Genomic DNA, 18,605 nt, shown 5'->3' on the forward strand with positions numbered 1-18,605 from the left:
CTGTGCACTCCGCCCTCTTCCTCATCGAGTTCGGTGCGATCATCCTCGGCCTGGGCCTGCTCGGCCGGGTCGCCGGACGCCTGAAGTTCTCCCCCATCCCCCTCTACCTCCTGGCGGGCCTCGCCTTCGGTACGGGCGGCCTGCTCCCGCTGCCCGCCAGCGAGGAGTTCGTCGCGATCGGCGCCGAGATCGGCGTGATCCTGCTGCTGCTGATGCTGGGCCTGGAGTACACCGCCTCGGACCTGGTCTCCAACCTGAAGACCCAGTACCCGGCCGGGCTGGTCGACCTCGGCCTCAACGCGGTCCCCGGCGCGGTCGCCGCGCTGCTGATGGGCTGGGGCCCGGTGGCCGCCGTGGTCCTGGCGGGCGTCACCTGGATCTCCTCCTCGGGGGTGATCGCCAAGGTCATGGGCGACCTGGGCCGGGTCGGCAACCGCGAGACCCCGGTCATCCTGTCCATCCTGGTCCTCGAGGACCTGGCCATGGCGGTCTACCTGCCGATCATCACCGCGCTGCTGGCCGGGGTGAGCCTGGCCGCGGGCAGCGCGACCCTGGCCATCGCGCTCGGCGTCGCGGGCGCGGTGCTGTTCGTGGCGGTCCGCTTCGGCCGGCACATCTCCCGCTTCGTCTCCAGCGACGACCCGGAGAAGCTCCTCCTGGTGGTCCTCGGCCTGACCCTGCTGGTGGCGGGCATCGCCCAGCAGCTCCAGGTGTCCGCGGCCGTCGGCGCCTTCCTGGTCGGCATCGCCCTGTCGGGCGAGGTGGCCGAGGGCACGCACAGCCTGCTGAGCCCGCTGCGGGACCTGTTCGCCGCGGTGTTCTTCGTCTTCTTCGGCCTGCACACCGACCCGGCGAGCATCCCGCCCGTCCTGCTGCCCGCCCTCGCGCTGGCCGTGGTCACGGCCGGTACGAAGATCGCCACGGGCTACTGGGCGGCGAAGCGCGCCGGGGTCGGCGTCAAGGGCCGCTGGCGGGCGGGCGGCACGCTCGTGGCCCGCGGCGAGTTCTCCATCGTCATTGCCGGGCTCGCCGTCACCGCGGGCATCGAGCCCGACATGGGCCCGCTCGCGACCGCGTACGTGCTGATCCTCGTGGTCGTCGGCCCGCTCACCGCCCGCTACACCGAGCCAGTCGCCGCCTGGGTGTCCGCCCGCCGCGGCTCCCCGGGCCCGGCCCCGGCCGTCCCGGCCCGGCACGCCCACCCCGGGGAGCCCGCGGCCGGGACGGACGGGGCCGCGCCGGACCCGGCCGGCGGGGCGCAGCAGGCCCCGGAGCAGGCGGGCCGCTCCTGAGGCCCGTACCCCGGCAGCCGAGAATCCGCCCCCGGGCGGACGGCTCCCACCGTCCGCCCGGGGTAGGGCCCGCGGCTCCCCCGGCCGCTCACGGCCGCCCGGCCCCGCGCCCCCCTACAGCCAGCCGCTGCGCTGGGCCTGGAGGGCCATCTGGAAGCGGTTCTCGGCGCCGAGGCGGGCCATCAGGATCTGGAGCCGGCGGAAGAACGTCCGGCGGCTGATGCCCAGTTCACGGGCGATGACCTCGTCGCCCGCGCCGCCCGCGAGCAGCCTCAGCAGCCGCCGGTCGGCAGCGGGCAGGCCCGCCGGCCGGCCCGCCCCGCCGTGCAGCGGCAGCGCCGCCTGCCAGGTCTGCTCGAACAGCGCGACCAGCGCGGACAGCAGCCCGCACGGCTGCACCACCAGCATCGTGTTGTGCACGTCCGCCTCGCGGATCGACAGGGACACCATCGCGTACGCCTCGTCGATGACCACCAGCTTGACCGGCACCGCCGGGACCACCCGGGCCTGCTCCCCGGCCTCGATGCACGGCTCGATGGCCCCCTCCAGCTGTCCGGGCACCTCCAGCGAGGCCTTCGAGTAGACGACCCGCTGGACGACCCCGCGGGCGAGGGTGGCCAGCGCGTCGTCGGTGGCCCCGGGCAGCGGGAAGTACGGCGGCGAGTCCAGCTGCCGGATCTGCTCGCGGGCGCTGGCCCAGGCGTGGCGCATCCGGCGGCCGACGGCGTCCCCGGTCACCACCTCGACGAGGTCGTCGTTGTACGCCGCCAGGCGCTGGCGGCGGAAGGAGTCGAAGGCGCCGCCCACGGTGATCCGGGACTCCTCCAGCTCCGCGGCCCGGCGCCGGGCGAGGATCTCCAGCCCGGCGGCGGGCGGCACCGGCGCGACCACGTCCGCACCCTCCCCGGCCGCGCTGGCCAGCCCGGCGTCGACCAGCTCCCCGTACGCCCGCGCGAGGGCGGCCGGGTCCAGGCCGGCCGCCTCCCCGATCGCGGACAGCGGGGCGGGGGCCGATTCCAGGAGGGCCAGGTACACCCGGCCCGCCACGGGGTCGATCCCGAGCAGTCGCAGGGCCTCGCCCAGTCGCGCGTTCGCCATGCACCGCATTATCGGCGGCGTCCGGGCCCCGCCGCACCGCCCTGGTGGCCGATCGGTGCCACTGGCACGGAGGGACCACCGGGGCGCGGCGGCGGGCAGTACGGTCCGGGGGGCGCCGAGGCCCCTCGGCGGCCGCACCCGTCGGGAAGAAGGAGCACGCCGTGGCGAAGGCGCGCAAGAACGGCCTGTACTCGGAGATCTCCGGTGAGCTGTCCGCCCTCATGAGGACGGGCTGGGCCGACACCGAGCAGCACGACCTGCCCGAGGACGAGCAGGCCCCCTACGCGGCCCGCCGGCGCGCCGCGCTGTCCGCGCTGTTCCCGGGCGAGCGGCTGGTGGTCCCGTCCGGCGGCCTGAAGACCCGCTCGAACGACGACACGTACCCCTTCCGCCCGTACTCCGGGTACGTCCACCTGACCGGGGACCAGGCCCGCGACTGCGCGCTCGTGCTCGAACCGCGGGCGGACGGCGGCCACGACGCGTACTGCTACCAGCTGCCGCGCGACAGCCGGGACACCGACGAGTTCTGGGTGGGCTACACCGCCGAGCTGTGGATGGGCCGGCGCCGCTCCCTCGCCGAGTCGGAGCGGGTGCTCGGGCTGGCCTGCCGCGACGTGCGCACGGCCGCCGCCGACCTGGCCGCGGCGCCCGGGGCGCCCACCCGCATCGTGCGGGGCGTGGACCCGGCGCTGGAGGCGGCCGTCGCGACGGACGAGGAGCGGGACGCGGAGCTGGAGGAGGCCCTGAGCGGGCTGCGCCTGGTCAAGGACGCCTGGGAGATCGGCGAGCTGCGCAAGGCGGTGGACTCCACCGTGCGCGGGTTCACCGACTGCGTGGGCGAGCTGTCGCGGGCGGTCGCGACCTCCGAGCGCTGGGTCGAGGGCACGTTCTTCCGGCGCGCCCGGCTGGAGGGCAACTCCGTCGGCTACGGCTCGATCTGCGCCTCCGGCGAGCACGCCACGATCATGCACTGGACGGACAACGACGGCCCGGTGCGCCCCGGCGACCTGCTCCTGCTGGACGCCGGAGTGGAGACGCACACCCTCTACACGGCCGACGTCACCCGCACCCTGCCGGTCAACGGCACCTTCACGCCCGTCCAGCGCACCGTGTACGAGGCGGTGTACGAGGCCCAGGAGGCCGGGATGGCGGCCGTGAAGCCGGGGGCCGCGTACCGCGACTTCCACGAGGCGGCGCAGCGGTACCTCGCGGAGAAGCTGGTCGCATGGGGCTTCATCGAGGGCCCGGCGGAGCGCGCGTACGAGCTCGGCCTCCAGCGCCGCTTCACCATGGCGGGCACCGGGCACATGCTCGGCCTGGACGTCCACGACTGCGCCGAGGCGCGCAGCGGGGAGTACGTCGACGGGGTTCTGGAGCCGGGCATGGTCCTCACCGTCGAGCCCGGCCTGTACTTCCAGCCGGACGACCTCACGGTCCCGGAGGAGTGGCGCGGCATCGGCGTCCGCATCGAGGACGACCTGCTGGTGACCGCCGACGGCCACGAGAACCTCTCGGCCGGCCTGCCGCGCTCGGCGGACGAGGTCGAGTCCTGGATGGCCCGCGTCGCGGGCTGAGCGGCGGACCGGCGGGCACCTGCCAGGTGCCCGCCGGTCCGCCGGCGACCGGTCGGTGCCCGCCCGGCCTCAGCGCTCGCCCGCGAGGTCCAGTTCGCCCAAGCGGGTGCCGTCCGCCGGGCGGTCGACGGGCTGCGGGCGGCGCCAGGGGCGGGGGATGGGGTCGGAGACCGCGCGCCACCAGGGGTCGGCCGGGAGGGTGCCGGCCGGTTCGAAGGGCTCGCCGGGGCGGGGTACGGCCACCGCCTGGCCCGCCTCCTGGGCGGCGTCGCGGGTCCACTCGCCCGGCTCCGCCCAGGCGTGCGGGGCCAGGTTGAACGTGCCCCAGTGGATCGGCAGCAGGACCCCGTGCGGGGCCCCGCCCTGGAGGTCGAGGTGGGCCCGCACGCCCTCGGCCGGGGTCATGTGGATGTCCGGCCAGAACTCGCTGTACGCACCGATCTGGATCATCGTGGCGTCGAAGGGGCCGTGCTCGGCGCCGATCTCGCGGAAGCCGGGGAAGTAGCCCGTGTCCCCGCTGTGGTAGATCCGGTGCCGGTCGCCCGCGACGACCCAGGAGGCCCAGAGGGTGTGCTGCTGGTTGCGCAGGCCGCGGCCGCAGAAGTGGCGGGCCGGGGTCGCGGTCAGGGAGAGGCCGGCGATCTTGGCGGTCTCGTTCCAGTCCAGTTCGCGGATGCGGTCCGCGGAGACCCCCCAGCGCTCCAGGTGCGCGCCGACGCCGAGCGGTACGGCGAAGACCGTGTCCGTGCCGACGAGGGCGGTGATGGTGGGGAGGTCGAGGTGGTCGTAGTGGTCGTGGGAGATCACCACGGCGTCGACCGGGCCGAGCGCGGCCAGCGGGACCGGTGCGGCGTGCAGCCGCTTGGGGCCGGCGAAGGGGAAGGGCGAGCAGCGCTCCCCCCAGACGGGGTCGAAGAGCACCCGGCGGCCGTCGATCTCGGCGAGGACGCTGGAGTGGCCCATCCAGGTGAGGCGCAGGCCGGTGGCGGGCGGCCGGGAGATGTCCTTGAGCGTGGTGGGGTGGACCGGGATGGCCGCCCGGGGGGCCCGGCGGGCCCGCTCCTCGCGGCGGAAGTAGACCTTGGCGAATTCGAGCGTCGAGCCCGTGGGGCGGCGCCGGGCCCCGACCGGGTTCTGGAAGACCCCGTCCGCGAAGTTCGGGGAGCGGCGGATGCGCTCCATGCGGGCGCCCGAGGGGTCCGCGCCGAAGGAGGCGGGGCGCAGGGCGCGCAGTTCGGAGCGGAGATCTCTGGAGCCGGAGCCGGAGCCGGTCAAGGCGCCTCCTGGTGGGGTCGGGCGGGTGGGCGGGCGCCGGGCGGGCGGCCGGCGCCCCGGGGCCGGCAGGGCCGCGGTCCGCGGGGCTGCGGTCGCCGCCGGCACTGCACACAGGCACGATAGGCCCGCGCGGTCCCGGTGGGAGCGGTGCTCCCACCCCTCCCAACGCGTGTCCGGGCCCGGGGATTCCTGCGGGCCCGGCCGGGTGCCTCCCGCGGCCCGCTTCCGCGCGGCCCGTGGAGCCTTCCGCCCGCGGGCTTACAGGGGCAGCAGGTCGGGGCGCTTGGGTTCGACGTGGTCGCCGGAGGACTCCCCGCGCAGGCGCCGCCCGATCCACGGCACGAGGTACTCGCGGGCCCACTGGATGTTGTCCCGGGTGGCCTCCGCCGACCCCCTGGGCTGCTGCGGGGGCCAGGGCTGGTCCGGGTCCGCGGGCACCGGCAGGCCGAGCACCTGCGCGGCGCGCAGGGCGACGCGGGTGTGCCCCTCGGGCGACAGGTGCAGGCGGTCGTCGTCCCAGGCCCGGCGGTCCTGTACGGACCGCAGCGACCAGAGGTCGAGTACGGGGCAGTCGTAGCGGTCGGCGATGGCGCGCACGTGCGCGGAGTACGTGGCCACCTTGCCGCGCAGGTGCTTGAGCACCGGTACGCCGCGGGTGTCGAAGCCCGTGGTGATCATGACGGTGCCGACGGCGCCGGCGAGGTCGGCGACGGCCGCCTCGAAGCGCTCGGCCACGTCGTCGGGGTCGCTGCCGGGCCGGATGATGTCGTTGCCGCCCGCGCAGAAGCTGACCAGGTCGGGGGCGAGCTCCTTGGCGCGCGGGACCTGCTCCGAGACGATCTGGTCGAGGAGCCGGCCCCGGACGGCGAGGTTCGCGTACCGGAAGTCGTGCTCCTCGCGCCGGTCCGCGAGGAGTACGGCGAAGCGGTCGGCCCAGCCCACGAAGGCGTCGCCGGGACCGGGGTCGCCCACGCCCTCGGTGAAGCTGTCGCCGAGCGCCACGTACGAGCCGATGCGCGCGTCGGATCCGCTGAGTGCCTGAAGAGTCGATTCGCCTGCCACGGGAGCACATCTTTCACCGAAGGGTGTGACCTACGCGACCGTAGGCAGGGGTTGACGCAGGGTGATCTATACCACCCGGTCAGTTTCGGCCATGCCGGAATACGCCGCAGCCGGGCCGCGGGAACGGCTGCGGCCGGGGTCCGGGACCCTTCGGTTCCGGACCCCGGCCGGGGTCGCACTGCGCTGCGGGCGGCGGCTGCCGCCCGCGCTGCCGTCAGATGCCGACGCCGTTGCCGCGCAGGTAGGCGAGGGGGTCGATGTCCTGGCCGTAGGAGGGGCCGGTGCGGATCTCGAAGTGCAGGTGGGGCCCGGTGGAGTTGCCGGTGGAGCCCGACAGGCCGATGGTGGTGCCCGCGGAGACGCTCTGGCCCGCGGAGACGTTCAGCGAGGACAGGTGGGCGTACTGGGAGTAGCGGCCGTCCGTGTGGCGGATGACGACCTCGTTGCCGTACGCGCCGGCCCAGCCGGCCGAGACCACGGTGCCCGAGCTGACGGCGCGCACGCTGGTGCCCGTACCCACGGAGAAGTCCACTCCGGTGTGGTAGCCGCTGGACCACATGCCGCCGCCCTGGCGGTAGGGGGTGGTGACGGAGGCGGCCACGGGGGCGGAGAAGGCGGCGCCGGAGGGGGCCTGCGCGGCCTCGGGGGCGACGGCCTTCGGGGCCGCGGCCTTGGGGGCGGCCTCGGCGGCGCGCTCGGCGGAGCGGGAGGCGCGCGGGGCGGAGGAGCCCTTCTTCTCCGGGTTCTCCTGCGTACGGGCCTCGGAGCGCTTCTGGGAGGCCGCGGCGGCGGGGGCCTTGCCGCCGAGGGTCAGCTCCAGGCCGGGGTGGATCATCGAGGGGTCGGAGCCGACGGCGGCCCTGTTGTCCTCGTACAGCCGCTCCCAGCCGCCCGCGAGGTTCTCGCGCTCGGCGATCTTCGAGAGGTAGTCGCCCGCGACGACGGTGTAGACGGAAGGGGCGGCCTGGTCCGCCGCGGGGGCCGCGGCCTTCGCCGGGGCCGCCTTCGACGGGGCGGCCGAGACCGCGGCCGGCGCGGCGGACTGCTCCGCGGCCTGGGCGCCGGAGGCCCCGATCAGCGGCAGCGCCAGCGCGGCGCCGCCGGTGCCGGCCGCGACGAATCCGCGGGCGATCGTGCTGGACTTGGGACGGCGGTGCTTACCCTTTCCGGGCATGGCGCATTCCTCTCCGTCGCCTGCGAGGTGAGCTGTCGGGTTCGGACTGGAGATGTCCGGCCGCGCGAGCTGCGCCCGCGGGGCTTCACCCCGAGCCGTTCCGGATCGTTCTCCGGTACGGCGGCTTACCTGGTTCCCCCGCTCCTGCCGCACGTAATTGTTCGGATGCGGTTTCCGGGTGGCGGCAGGACTCGGCGTTCCACCCGGCTCGGCGGTGACCGTAATCCAGTGCGGCCGAGCGGAACAAGCCGTGAATTCACCACCGGATTCCGGGGGCTGAATGATCGCCGGAATTCCGGTCACTGTCCGTCTATTGCAGTCGTGTAACAGCCGTCGCCACAAGGGAATTAAGCATTCCGCCACCGCCACGCACGGTCACCGTATGATTCTGCTCACGAGCGCCGCTCACATCTGCCCGTCGGATGCGGCAACTTGACGCCAAGTAGCGCAATTCGGACAGATCACCCTCCACCTCGGCCGAACCGCAGGAGTCCGCGTGACCCAGCCCATACCCCCCGCCCCGCCCGCGGAGCCGGAGCTCACCGGAGTCCGCAACTTCCGTGACGTAGGCGGCCTTCCGACTAGGGACGGGCGTACGGTTCGTACCGGGCATCTGTTTCGAAGCGGACATCTCGCTCATGCCACCGAGGCGGACGCGGCCTTCCTGGCCTCCCTCGGGCTGCACACCGTCTTCGACTTCCGCAATGCGGCCGACCAGTCCCTCGAAGGGCCCGACGTGGAGCTCCCGGGCGTACGGAACGTGAACGTCCCGCTCTCCGACCCCGCCGACGGCCACGAGTTCTGGCAGATGGTCCGCAACGGCGACCTGGCCCAGCTCCAGCAGATCCTGGGCGAGGGCAGGGCCGCGGCCAGGATGTCCCGTTCGTACCGGCAGATCATCGTGGAGCGGGCTCCCGACCACAGCCGCGTCCTGCACGCCGTCGCCGAGGACAGCGTCCCCGTCCTGATGCACTGCGCCGCGGGCAAGGACCGGGCCGGCCTCTCCATCGCCGTCACCCTGCTCGCCCTCGGCGTCGAGCGCGACGCCATCACCGCGGACTACCTGGAGTCCAACGCCCCGCACCGGCGCTACCGGCTGCGGCGCGGCGCCGACACCGACGCCGAGCGCTCCCCCGAGGCGCTGGCCCTCCTGAGCCCCCTCTTCGAGGCGCGCGCCGCGTACCTGGACGCCGCCTTCGAGGCCGTCACGGAGACCTGGGGCAGCACCGGCGCCTACCTGTCCGAGGGGCTCGGCCTCGCGCCCGCCACCCTGGAGCGGCTGCGCGACCGGCTCCTGCACTGAGCGGACCGGCGCCGGCACCGGGCCCGGGCGGGCCGCGGACGGGCCGCCCCGTCCGCACGGCCCCCGCCCGGCGCCTCAGCGGTTCGCGACCGCCTGCCTGACGAGCGTCCGCCCGAAGTCCCACATCAGCCCGCCGCCCCCGTGGGCCTCGTCCATGACGGCCCGGAAGGCGGCCACGAACCGGTCGACGTCGGCCCCGTCCACGACGAGCGGCGGAATCAGCTTGATGACCTCCATGTGGTCCCCCGACACCTGGGTCAGGATCCGGTGCTTCTGGAGCAGCGGTACGACGACCATCTGCGCGAACAGCCCCTTGCGGGCCGCCTGGAGCACCTTCCACCGGCTGCGCAGCCCCAGCGAGGAGGGCCGCCCGAACTCGATGCCGATCATCAGCCCGCGCCCGCGGACCTCGTGCAGCAGCTCGTACTCGTCCACCATCGCCGCCAGCCGCGAGCGCAGCAGCTCCCCCGTCTCCCGGGAGCGCGCGACGAGCCGCTCGTCCTCCATCACGGACAGCACGGCCAGCCCGGCGGCCATGGCCTGGGCGTTGGAGCCGAAGCTCGCCGAGTGCACGAGCACCCGGTCCATCGAGGAGTACACCTTCTTGAAGATCCAGTCCCGGCCCAGGGTGGCGCCCACCGGCACGTACCCCCCGGACAGGGCCTTGGCCACGCACACCAGGTCGGGTTCCACGCCCGGTTCGTGCTGGTACGCGTAGAAGTCCCCGGTGCGGCCGAGCCCGGTCTGGACCTCGTCGGCGATCAGCAGGGCCCGGTGGCGGTGCAGCAGCTCCTGCGCCGCCTTCAGGTAGCCGGGGGGCGCCGCGTGCACGCCCTTGCCCTGGACCGGCTCCACGATGAGCGCCGCCACGTCCCCGCGGCGCAGCTCGCGCTCCAGCGCCCCCAGGTCCCCCAGCGGGACGGCGGTGTCCGGCAGCAGCGGGGCGAACCCGTCGCGGAAGCCGTCCTCCCCGTTGACCGACAGGGCGCCCGTGGTGAGCCCGTGGAAGGCGTGGGCGCAGTACAGGACCCGGGGGCGGCCGGTGGCGTACCGGGCGAATTTGAGTGCGGTCTCCACGGCCTCCGTGCCGCTGTTGCCGAAGAACACCCGGTCCAGGTGCGGGCTGTGCGCCAGGAGCCGTTCGGCGAGCAGTCCGGGCAGGGGCTGGCAGTCGAAGCGGGTCAGGTCGGCGAGCGAGAGGTCCAGGACCTCGTGCAGGGCCCTGCGGACCACCGGGTGGTGGCGCCCCACCCCCATCACCCCGAAGCCCGCGAGCATGTCGAGGTAGTCGTTGCCCTCGGCATCCCAGAAGTGGGCGCCCTCGGCCCGTACGTAGACCTTGTCGAAGCCGATGGTGTGGAGCATCCGCGGCAGCTGCGGATTGAGGTGGCGGCCGTGCAGCGCGTACCGCTCCTCGCCGCGCTCGGCGAGCAGCCGGCCCAGGTCGAATCCGCCGGGGGCGGCGGCCTCCGGGTGCTTGCCGGCCGGGGGCTCGTCGGTCATGTGCTCTTCTCCTCAACCTGGTCGGTGGTGCGGTCCTGCGGGCGGGCGCCCAGGGCCTCGCTGATGCCCCGGGCGATCGCCGCCGGGGTCAGTCCGATGTCCGCGAGCACCTCGGAGCGCTTCGCGTGGGCGAGGAAGCGCCCGGGGACCCCGAAGGTGCGCAGGGGCACGTCCACCCCGGCGTCCCGCAGCACCTGTCCCACCGCCCAGCCGGCCCCGCCGCTGCGGCTGCCGTCCTCGGCCACGGCCACGAGCCGGTAGCCGCGGGCCAGCGGCGCGAGCGCCGGGTCCAGGGGTTTGACCCAGCGGGGGTCGACGACCGTGCAGCCGGTGCCGCGCTCGGCGAGCAGGGCGGCGGCCTCCAGGCAGACGGGGGCGAGCGCGCCGACGGAGACGAGGAGCACGTCCGGCGGGGCGCCCGCCCCGGCCAGCACGTCCAGCCCGCCGATCCGCCCCAGCGCCGGTACCGGCTCCCCGGCCGCCTCCTTCGGGAAGCGCAGCACGGTCGGGGCGTCGGACACCGCCACCGCCTCCCGCAGCTGGGACCGCAGCTGCGCCGGGTCGCGCGGGGCGGCGATGCGCAGCCCGGGTACCGGCTGGAGCAGGGCCAGGTCCCACACGCCGTGGTGCGAGGGCCCGTCGGTGCCGGTGATCCCGGCCCGGTCGAGGACGAGGGTCATCCCGGCCCGGTGCAGGGCCGCGTCCATGAGGACCTGGTCGAGGGCCCGGTTCAGGAAGGTGGCGTAGACGGCGACGACGGGGTGCAGCCCGCCGAGGGCCAGGCCCGCCGCGGAGGTGACGGCGTGCTGCTCGGCGATGCCCACGTCCCAGACCCGGTCGGGGAAGCGGGCGGCGAAGCGGGTGAGCCCGACGGGGTGCAGCATGGCCGCGGTGACGGCGACCACGTCGGGCCGCTCCTGCCCGATCAGCTCCAGCTCCTCCCCGAAGACCTCGGTCCAGGAGGGGCCGGGGGGCGGGCCGAGCGGCTCCCCGGTGGCCGGGTCGACGACCCCGACGGTGTGGAAGCGGTCGGCCTCGTGGGCGAGGGCGGGCGGGCAGCCGCGGCCCTTCTCGGTGACGCAGTGGACGAGGACCGGGCCGCGGTGCGCGGCGGCCCGGCCCAGGGCCTCCTCCAGGGCCCCGGTGTCGTGCCCGTCGACGGGTCCGATCCAGCCGAGCCCCAGCTCCCCGAACGCGCCCCGGGCGGCGGGTGCCTCCCGGAGCGCGGCCAGCTGCCGGGCGAGCCCGCCCGCGGTGGGCAGGTACGAGCGGCCGTTGTCGTTGACGACGATGACGAGCGGGCGGTCCCGGGCGGCGGTGATGTTGTTCAGCGCCTCCCAGGCCATGCCTCCGGTGAGCGCGCCGTCGCCGGTGACGGCGACGACGTGCCCGGTGCCGCCCCGCAGGGCGCGGGCCTTGGCCAGGCCGTCGGCCCAGCCCAGGACCGTCGAGGCGTGGGAATTCTCGATCACGTCGTGCTCGGATTCCGCCCGTGAGGGATATCCCGAGAGTCCGCCTTTTCCGCGGAGTTTCGAGAAGTCCTGGCGGCCGGTCAGCAGTTTGTGCACATAGCTCTGGTGGCCGGTGTCCCACAGAATGCGGTCGGCCGGGGAGTGGAAGACCCGGTGGAGGGCGATGGTGAGTTCCACCACCCCGAGATTGGGCCCCAGGTGCCCTCCGGTTCGTGATACCGAGTGGATCAGGAATTCCCTGATCTCCGCGGCGAGTTCACCGAGGCGCGCGCCGGGGACCGCTTTGAGGTCGTGCGGTCCCCGGATGCCTTCCAGGATCGACATGCGGGTCCCCTCCTTGGCGCGGGTGGCTGCCGGTGCCGGGGCGGGATCAGTCGCGGTTGCCCGTGACCGTCTCCCGGGCCGCCCGGAGGGACTCCTTCAGCGAGCCCATGGTGGCGAGGACGGCCGTGGGCTCGTAGCCGCAGTGCGCCATGCAGTTCGCGCAGCGCGGGTCCTTCCCGCGGCCGTACTTGCTCCAGTCGGTGTCCTCGACGAGCTCGCGGTACGTGGGGACGTACCCGTCGCTCATGAGGTAGCAGGGGCGCTGCCAGCCGAACAGGGAGTAGTTGGGGATGGCCCAGGCGGTGCAGGGGAAGTCCGCCTTGCCCTCGAGGAAGTCCAGGAAGAGCGGGGAGTGGTTGAGCCGCCAGCGGCGGCGGTTGCCGCCCGCGAAGGCCTTCTTGAAGAGCTCGCGGGTCTGCTCCACGCCGAGGAAGTGCTCCTGGTCGGGCGCCTTCTCGTAGGCGTAGGCGGGCGAGATCATCATCTCGTCCACCTTCAGGTCGTCGTTGAGGTAGTTCAGGACCTCGATGACGGTCTGGGGGGTGTCGGTGTTGAAGAAGGTGGAGTTGGTGGTGACGCGGAAGCCGCGCCGCTTGGCCTCCTTGATGGCGGCCACCGCCTCGTCGAACACCCCCTCCTTGGCCACGGACTCGTCGTGGCGCTCGCGCAGCCCGTCGATGTGCACGGCGAAGGCGAAGTACGGGGAGGGCCGGAAGTTCTCGAGCTTCTTGCGCAGCAGCAGGGCGTTGGTGCACAGGAAGACGTACTTCTTGCGGGCGACGAGCTGGCGCACGATCTCGTGGATCTGCGGGTGCATGAGGGGTTCGCCGCCGGCGATGGAGACCATGGGCGCCCCGGACTCCAGGACGGCGCCCACGGCCTGGGCCACCGGCATGCGCTGCTTGAGCACCCCGGCCGGGTGCTGGATCTTGCCGCAGCCCTCGCATTTCAGGTTGCAGGCGTAGAGCGGTTCCAGCTCGACGATCAGCGGGAACTTCTCGCGCTTGCGGAGCTTCTGTTCGAAGAGATAGGTCCCGACCCTGATGGACTGTCGCAGCGGCATGGCCATCTGGCTCACCTCCTGGGGAGCAGCAAAGAACGGTGCCAGTCGAAGAATGCAGGCAGGACGGCACGAAGGACGCGGAACGCCGATATTCCACCGCGCACCGTGCCGATTCGGACGAGCTCATGGTCCGGAGCGTCCACGATCACCCGGACGGCCGCAACCGGGCGCCCGCCGGGGGCACCCGGGCCGCCGTCCCGGCTGCCGCCGGCGAGGGCGGCGGCCGTGCGCAGGGTGGCCGCCGACTCCATGTCCACGGCGACGGCCCCGGTCCCGCGCAGCCGGGCCCGCTCGGCCCCGCGTACGACGTGGTCGGAGCCGGCGAGGGGCCCGGTGTGGACCGTGCGGCCCGGGAAGGCCCGGGCCAGGGCCTGCGCCAGCGCCTCCGTGCCGGTGCACGGGGTGCTGCCGCGGTCGTCGCGGGTCTCCCCGGCCACCACCAGGTCGCCGGGGGCCATCCCGGGGAGGAGGCCCGCGCAGAAGCCGGTGGCGAGGACGGCGGCCGCCTGCAGGGGCGGCTCGGCGAGCGCGCGGGCCACGGCCCGCTCGGCGGCCCGGGGGCCCATGCCGGTGCGCAGGAGGGTCAGCCCGGCCGCGGCGGGCGGGCGGCCGCTGCGCAGGGCGGCGGCCTCGATCCCGAGGGCGCAGGCCACCAGCAGCGGCCGGTCGGCCCCGGCCGCGGCACCGGACGCCGGGCGGTCCCGGTCCCGGGTCACCGCGGCACCCCGTCCGGGGCGGGTTCCCGGGCCGCGGACCCGCCGCGGGCCGGGCCGGTGGCGCCCGTACCGCCGCCGAAGGGCTCGCCGTACAGGTAGCGGCCGAGGGCGGTGAGCGGGAACACCTGTCGGTACAGGTGGTAGTTGATCGAGAAGTCCCAGGGGAAGCCGGTGCCGGTGAAGTGCGGCTCGTCCCAGGAGCCGTCCGCGCGCTGGGTGCGGACGAGGTAGGCGATCCCGCGCTCGACGGCCCCGCCCTCGCGCTCCCCCGCCGCCAGCAGGGCGAGCAGGGCCCAGGCGGTCTGGGAGGCGGTGGACTCCCCGCGCCCGGCCCAGGCCTGCGGGTCCTGGTACGAGCGCTGGTCCTCGCCCCAGCCCCCGTCCTCGTTCTGTACGGACTCCAGCCAGCCCACGGCCTTGCGGACGGCCGGGTGGGCGGGGGCGATCCCGGCGGCGACGAGGGCGGGCACCACCGAGCCCGTCCCGTAGACGTAGTTGGTGCCCCAGCGCCCGAACCATGCGCCGCCCGGCTCCTGTTCGGCGAGCAGCCAGTCGATGCCGCGGCGGGTGCGCGGATCGGCGGCGCGGCCCTCGGCGGCGAGCATCTCGACCACGTGGGCGGTGACGTCGGCGGAGGGCGGGTCGACGACCTCGCCGAAGTCGCAGAAGGGCAGCCGGTTGGGCAGGGTGCTGGTGTTGTCCGCGTCGAAGGCGCCCCAGGCGCCGTTGCGGGACTGCATCCCGAGGGTCCAGGAGACCCCGCGGGCGATGGCGGCCTCCAGCCGCGGCCGGTCGGGGTGGCGGATCCGGCGCAGGGCGAGGACGACTTCGGCGGTGTCGTCGATGTCGGGGTAGGTGTCGTTGTGGAACTCGAAGGCCCAGCCGCCCGGTTCGAGCCCGGGGCGGCGCACGGCCCAGTCGCCGGTGCGGTCGATCTCCTCGGTGAGCATCCAGTCGGCGGCCTTCACCAGCGCCGGGTGGTCGGCGGGCAGTCCGGCGTCGGCCAGGGCGATGGCGGCCAGGCAGGTGTCCCATACGGGCGACTGGCAGGCCTCGATCATCCGGGAGCCGTCCTCGCGCCAGACGGCGAAGCGGTCCAGGGAGGCGAGTCCGGCCTTCATCACGGGGTGGCCGAGGTCGTAGCCGAGGAGGTGGAGGGCGATCACCGAGTACACGGCGGGGGGCTGGATCCCGCCCCAGCAGCCGTCGTTCTCCTGCCGTTCGACGATCCAGCGGGCGGCGGTGTTCACCGCGGTCCGGCGCAGGGCGCGGGGGGCGAGGCGGTGGTAGACGTGCAGGGCGCGGTCGAGGCGCTGGAAGAGCCCGTCCAGGCTGAGGGGGGACGCGAGGGGCTTGGCGGGGTTGGGGCGGCGGGCGTCGGTGTGCAGCTCGTCCAGGGCGAAGGGGGCGGGGCGCACCGGGCGCTTCGCGGAGACGATGGTCAGCGGGACGATGGTCTGGCGGGCCCAGCAGCCGAAGTCGTAGATGTTCAGGGGCACCCAGGGGGGCAGGAAGATCAGCTCGGGCGGTACCTCGGGGAGGTCCTCCCAGCGCCACCAGCCGAAGAGGGCGAGCCAGATCCGGGTGAAGACGCGGGCGGCGGCGATCCCGCCGCGGGCCCGCACCCAGGCGGAGGCGCGGGCCATGTGCGGGGCCTCGGGCGGGTCCCCGGCGAGCCGGAGGGCGACGTACGCCTCGATGGTGGCGGAGAGTTCGGGGGGGCCGCCGTGGAAGGTGGCCCAGGTGCCGTCCTCGCGCTGCTCCCGGCGGATGTGCTGGGCGGCGGCCCGGGTGGTGTGCTCGTCGCGGATCCCGAGGAACTGGCGCAGGAGGAGGTCCTCGGCGTCCATGGTGACGTTGGTCTCCAGGTCGCCCTTCCACCAGCCCGCCTCGTCCTGGCGGGCGAGCAGGTGGCGCACGGCGCGGGCGGCGGCGTCCGCCGCGGTGGGCTCCGGCGGTGTGCTCCCGGCCGATTCGGCGCCGGGGCCGGCCCCGGCGCTCCCGTCGGTCGTCGCTGTCATGGCTTCCCCTTCCTGCAGTGTCCTCTGCTGTGCTGGGGACTGACGTCGGCCGGCGCTCAAGAGCGGGCGGCGCCGGCCGGCGACGTCTCAAACTCATCTCCAGACGGAGATCATCGCTTGCGTACCACCACAAAGTCGGCAAGCGCGACGAGTTGCTCGCGAACGTGCTGCGGCATGTCGACCTCTTCGAGCGCCTGTACGGCGACCGCGTGTTGACGGCGGGCCTCCTCGGCGGTCCAGTCGCGGCCGCCGGCCTCCTCGATCAGGGCGGCGCGGGTCGCGAACTCCTCCTCGGAGAAGCTGTCGAAGTCGTTGCTCTTCGCGTCGGCCGCGAGCAGCTGGGCGAGCCGCTCCGAGGCCGGACCGCCCGCGGCGAGGGCGGCGACCACCGGCAGGGACTTCTTGCGCTGGCGCAGGTCGCTCCAGGTCTGCTTGCCGGTGGACTCCGGGTCTCCCCAGATGCCGAGGAGGTCGTCGACGGCCTGGAAGGCGAGGCCGAGGTGGTAGCCGTACTCCTCCAGCTTGTCGGCGGTGCGGTCGTCGGCGCCGCCGAGCACCGCGCCGATGGACACGGCGCAGGCGAGCAGGGCGCCGGTCTTGTTGCCCTCCATCTCCAGGCACTCCGCGACGGTGACGCTCTCGCGGTGCTCGTAGGAGATGTCCTGGGCCTGGCCGTCGATGAGCTTGCGGGTGGCGGTGGTCAGCCGGCGGGTGGCGCGCCCGGCCTCCACCGTGCCGATCTCCAGGAGGAGTTCGTTGGCCAGCGCGAACAGGGCGTCGCCGACGAGGATGGCCTGCGCGGGACCGTGGACCTTCCACACGGTGTCGCGGTGGCGGCGCTGCTCGTCGCCGTCCATCAGGTCGTCGTGCAGCAGCGAGAAGTTGTGGACGAGCTCCACGGCCACCGCCCCGGGGATGCCGGTCTCGGCGGGGGCGCCGGCGGCCTCGGCGGAGAGCAGGGCGAGCGCGGGGCGGACGGCCTTGCCGCCGTCGCCGTCGGCCGGGTTGCCCTGGGCGTCGATCCAGCCGAAGTGGTAGGCGGCGACGGTGTCCATGGGCGGTGCGAGCCGGTCGACGGCCGCGCGCAGGACGGGGGTCGACAGCGCCCGGCCCCGCTCCAGGAGGGCGAGCGTGTCCGCCTTCTCGGCGCCCGCGGCGCCGGTTGCGGTGTCCGCGTTGTCGACAGCCGGGTTCCCCGGGTTCACTGGCTCTCCTCTTGTTGCTGTGCTGCGTACCGTCGTGCTGCCCGGGCTGGTCGGGCTGTCCGGGCTGGTCGGGACTGTGGCGCTGATCGTCATGCCGGCCTCCTGCCGGGGGTCCCCGCGGCCGCGCCGCGGGGCTGGTTCTCTCGGGGCCGGCCGAGCGTGGCGAGCGCCGCCCGCGCCGCGGTCTGCCCGCTGCGGACGGCTCCTTCCATCGTGGCGGGCCAGCCGGTGGCGGTCCATGCCCCGGCGAGGAACAGGCCCGGCGCATGGGTGCGCGCCGCCGGGCGCAGCCGCCCGACGCCGGGGCTGGGGGCGAACGTGGCCGTCCGCTCCCGGGTCACGAAGAAGTCGCGCACCTGCGCGCCGCGGGCGGCGGGCAGCAGCCGCTCCAGCTCGGGCAGGTACTTGGCGCGCAGGGCGGCGACGGGCTCGTCGATATCGTCCTGGGCGGCGGACTGGGACAGGGCGAGGTACTGGCCCCCGCCGGTCAGCCCGGAGGTGCCGGTGCGGTCGAAGACCCACTGCACGGGGGAGCCGAGGGCCGCGAAGAACGGCTGCCGCAGCACCTTGCGGTCGTAGACCACGTGCACGTTGAGGATGGGCGCGGTCCCGATGTCGAGGAGCTTGTCGGGGTCGTCGAGGGCCCCGGGCGGCAGCAGCCCGTGCGCCTCGCGCTGGGGTACGGCGAGGACGACGGTGCCGGCGGCGAACCGCTCGGGCCCGGCGGCGGTCTCGGCGTCGACGTGCCAGCCGCCCTCGGGGGCGTGCGCGAGGGCGCCGACGCGGGCGCGGGTCACGGTGCGGACCCCGGCGGCGTCGAGGGCCCTGCGGGCGAGGGTGTCGTGGAGTTCGCCCAGGGGGACCGCGGCCCAGCCGATGTCGGCGGCGCCGGGCTCGGAGAGCAGCCCGGTCTTGAAGACCATCGCGGCCAGGCCCAGGGAGCACTGGTCGGCGGTGGCGTTCAGGGTGGCGACGCCGACGAGGTCCCACAGGGCCTCGACGGTACGGGCGGACTGGCCGTAGCGGCCGAGCCAGGTGGCGAAGTCCAGCCCGTCCAGGGCCGGGTCCTGCGGGTCGAGGGCGCGCAGCGCGAGGGCGGCGCGGCCGACGGCGGCACGCTCGGCGAGGGAGAGGTGGGGGTAGCGGGCCAGGGATCCGGCCAGGTGCAGGGGGACGGGCAGGGCGGTGCGCCGCAGCCGGCCGAGGCGGGCGCCGCCGGGGCGGGCGGCGTCGAGGACGGGGACGTCGAGGCGGTCCTGCACGGGGGCGAGGCCGGCTCCGCCGATCCGGTCGAGGAACCACCGGTAGGCGGTGCAGCAGCGCAGGTAGACGTGCTGGCCGTTGTCGACGGTGAGGTTGCCGCGCTGGAAGGAGAAGGCGAGGCCGCCCAGGCGCGGGCGTCCTTCCAGGAGGGTCACCGAGAGTCCGGCGTCGGCGAGTTCGAGGGCGGCGGTGGCTCCGGCGAGGCCGCCACCGACGACCACGGCGCGGTTCGCGGTCATGCGTCCTCCTGAACGGCCGGG

The 18,605-nt window shown here is 74.7% G+C and carries 14 protein-coding genes and 1 riboswitch; of the genes, 3 read left to right on the top strand and 11 right to left on the bottom strand.

The window, feature by feature from the left end:
* The first annotated feature begins 2 nt into the window (after positions 1-2).
* Positions 3-1,292, top strand: coding sequence for a cation:proton antiporter (locus ACZ7JZ_RS13080; RefSeq protein WP_470937469.1), 1,290 nt, complete (start codon positions 3-5; stop codon positions 1,290-1,292).
* A gap of 114 nt (positions 1,293-1,406) precedes the next feature.
* On the opposite strand, the gene ACZ7JZ_RS13085 is transcribed toward ACZ7JZ_RS13080, so the two are convergent.
* Complete coding sequence (locus ACZ7JZ_RS13085) at positions 1,407-2,390, bottom strand: LuxR family transcriptional regulator (protein ID WP_470937244.1); 984 nt, start codon at positions 2,388-2,390, stop codon at positions 1,407-1,409.
* 161 nt (positions 2,391-2,551) lie between these two features.
* Between ACZ7JZ_RS13085 and ACZ7JZ_RS13090 the strand changes: the two genes are divergently transcribed.
* Positions 2,552-3,964, top strand: coding sequence for an aminopeptidase P family protein (locus tag ACZ7JZ_RS13090; RefSeq protein WP_470937247.1), 1,413 nt, complete (start codon positions 2,552-2,554; stop codon positions 3,962-3,964).
* Positions 3,965-4,033: 69 nt separating this feature from the next.
* Here the strand turns inward: ACZ7JZ_RS13090 and ACZ7JZ_RS13095 are convergent, their stop codons facing one another.
* The 3 genes from ACZ7JZ_RS13095 to ACZ7JZ_RS13105 all read right to left on the bottom strand — a co-directional run bounded on the left by ACZ7JZ_RS13095 (position 4,034) and on the right by ACZ7JZ_RS13105 (position 7,475).
* Entirely contained in the window at positions 4,034-5,239 is a 1,206-nt protein-coding gene (locus ACZ7JZ_RS13095) for an MBL fold metallo-hydrolase (protein ID WP_470937250.1), read from the bottom strand.
* A 258-nt stretch (positions 5,240-5,497) separates the two neighbouring features.
* Entirely contained in the window at positions 5,498-6,301 is an 804-nt protein-coding gene (locus ACZ7JZ_RS13100) for an SGNH/GDSL hydrolase family protein (RefSeq protein ID WP_470937253.1), read from the bottom strand.
* A 214-nt stretch (positions 6,302-6,515) separates the two neighbouring features.
* A complete protein-coding gene (locus ACZ7JZ_RS13105) occupies positions 6,516-7,475 on the bottom strand; it encodes a LysM peptidoglycan-binding domain-containing M23 family metallopeptidase (RefSeq protein ID WP_470937256.1) in 960 nt (319 codons plus the stop codon).
* Between the two features lie 4 nt (positions 7,476-7,479).
* Positions 7,480-7,656: riboswitch (cyclic di-AMP (ydaO/yuaA leader) on the bottom strand.
* A gap of 315 nt (positions 7,657-7,971) precedes the next feature.
* Between ACZ7JZ_RS13105 and ACZ7JZ_RS13110 the strand changes: the two genes are divergently transcribed.
* Positions 7,972-8,778: a tyrosine-protein phosphatase gene (locus ACZ7JZ_RS13110; protein WP_470937259.1), complete on the top strand. Its 807-nt coding sequence runs from the start codon at positions 7,972-7,974 to the stop codon at positions 8,776-8,778.
* Positions 8,779-8,853: 75 nt separating this feature from the next.
* Here ACZ7JZ_RS13110 and ACZ7JZ_RS13115 read toward each other — a convergent pair whose 3' ends face one another.
* From ACZ7JZ_RS13115 to hpnE, 7 genes are all read right to left on the bottom strand, one after another.
* Entirely contained in the window at positions 8,854-10,281 is a 1,428-nt protein-coding gene (locus tag ACZ7JZ_RS13115; RefSeq protein WP_470937262.1) for an aspartate aminotransferase family protein, read from the bottom strand.
* On the bottom strand, positions 10,278-12,077 hold the full coding sequence (locus tag ACZ7JZ_RS13120; RefSeq protein WP_470937265.1) for a 1-deoxy-D-xylulose-5-phosphate synthase: 1,800 nt from the start codon (positions 12,075-12,077) through the stop codon (positions 10,278-10,280). Before ACZ7JZ_RS13120 ends, ACZ7JZ_RS13115 begins: the two co-directional genes overlap by 4 nt.
* Before the next feature lie 46 nt (positions 12,078-12,123).
* Positions 12,124-13,146, bottom strand: coding sequence for an adenosyl-hopene transferase HpnH (hpnH, locus tag ACZ7JZ_RS13125; RefSeq protein ID WP_470937268.1), 1,023 nt, complete (start codon positions 13,144-13,146; stop codon positions 12,124-12,126).
* 5 nt (positions 13,147-13,151) lie between these two features.
* Complete coding sequence (locus ACZ7JZ_RS13130) at positions 13,152-13,856, bottom strand: phosphorylase family protein (protein ID WP_470937271.1); 705 nt, start codon at positions 13,854-13,856, stop codon at positions 13,152-13,154.
* Complete coding sequence (gene shc, locus ACZ7JZ_RS13135) at positions 13,853-15,877, bottom strand: squalene--hopene cyclase (protein ID WP_470937274.1); 2,025 nt, start codon at positions 15,875-15,877, stop codon at positions 13,853-13,855. The genes ACZ7JZ_RS13130 and shc overlap by 4 nt, the downstream gene beginning before the upstream one ends.
* A gap of 110 nt (positions 15,878-15,987) precedes the next feature.
* On the bottom strand, positions 15,988-17,082 hold the full coding sequence (locus ACZ7JZ_RS13140; RefSeq protein WP_470937277.1) for a polyprenyl synthetase family protein: 1,095 nt from the start codon (positions 17,080-17,082) through the stop codon (positions 15,988-15,990).
* Positions 17,083-17,171: 89 nt separating this feature from the next.
* Positions 17,172-18,584: a hydroxysqualene dehydroxylase HpnE gene (gene hpnE, locus ACZ7JZ_RS13145; RefSeq protein ID WP_470937280.1), complete on the bottom strand. Its 1,413-nt coding sequence runs from the start codon at positions 18,582-18,584 to the stop codon at positions 17,172-17,174.
* Between the last annotated feature and the right edge of the window lie 21 nt (positions 18,585-18,605).

It is taken from the genome of Streptomyces sp. NPDC038213, assembly GCF_055600495.1.

Bases quoted from the DNA above. Each gene is read 5' to 3' on its own strand.
- ACZ7JZ_RS13085 (WP_470937244.1), bottom strand. From the start codon at position 2,390: ATGGCGAACGCGCGACTGGGCGAGGCCCTGCGACTGCTCGGGATCGAC.
- ACZ7JZ_RS13105 (WP_470937256.1), bottom strand. From the start codon at position 7,475: ATGCCCGGAAAGGGTAAGCACCGCCGTCCCAAGTCCAGCACGATCGCC.
- ACZ7JZ_RS13115 (WP_470937262.1), bottom strand. From the start codon at position 10,281: ATGACCGACGAGCCCCCGGCCGGCAAGCACCCGGAGGCCGCCGCCCCC.
- ACZ7JZ_RS13120 (WP_470937265.1), bottom strand. From the start codon at position 12,077: ATGTCGATCCTGGAAGGCATCCGGGGACCGCACGACCTCAAAGCGGTC.
- hpnH (WP_470937268.1), bottom strand. From the start codon at position 13,146: ATGGCCATGCCGCTGCGACAGTCCATCAGGGTCGGGACCTATCTCTTC.
- shc (WP_470937274.1), bottom strand. From the start codon at position 15,877: ATGACAGCGACGACCGACGGGAGCGCCGGGGCCGGCCCCGGCGCCGAA.
- hpnE (WP_470937280.1), bottom strand. From the start codon at position 18,584: ATGACCGCGAACCGCGCCGTGGTCGTCGGTGGCGGCCTCGCCGGAGCC.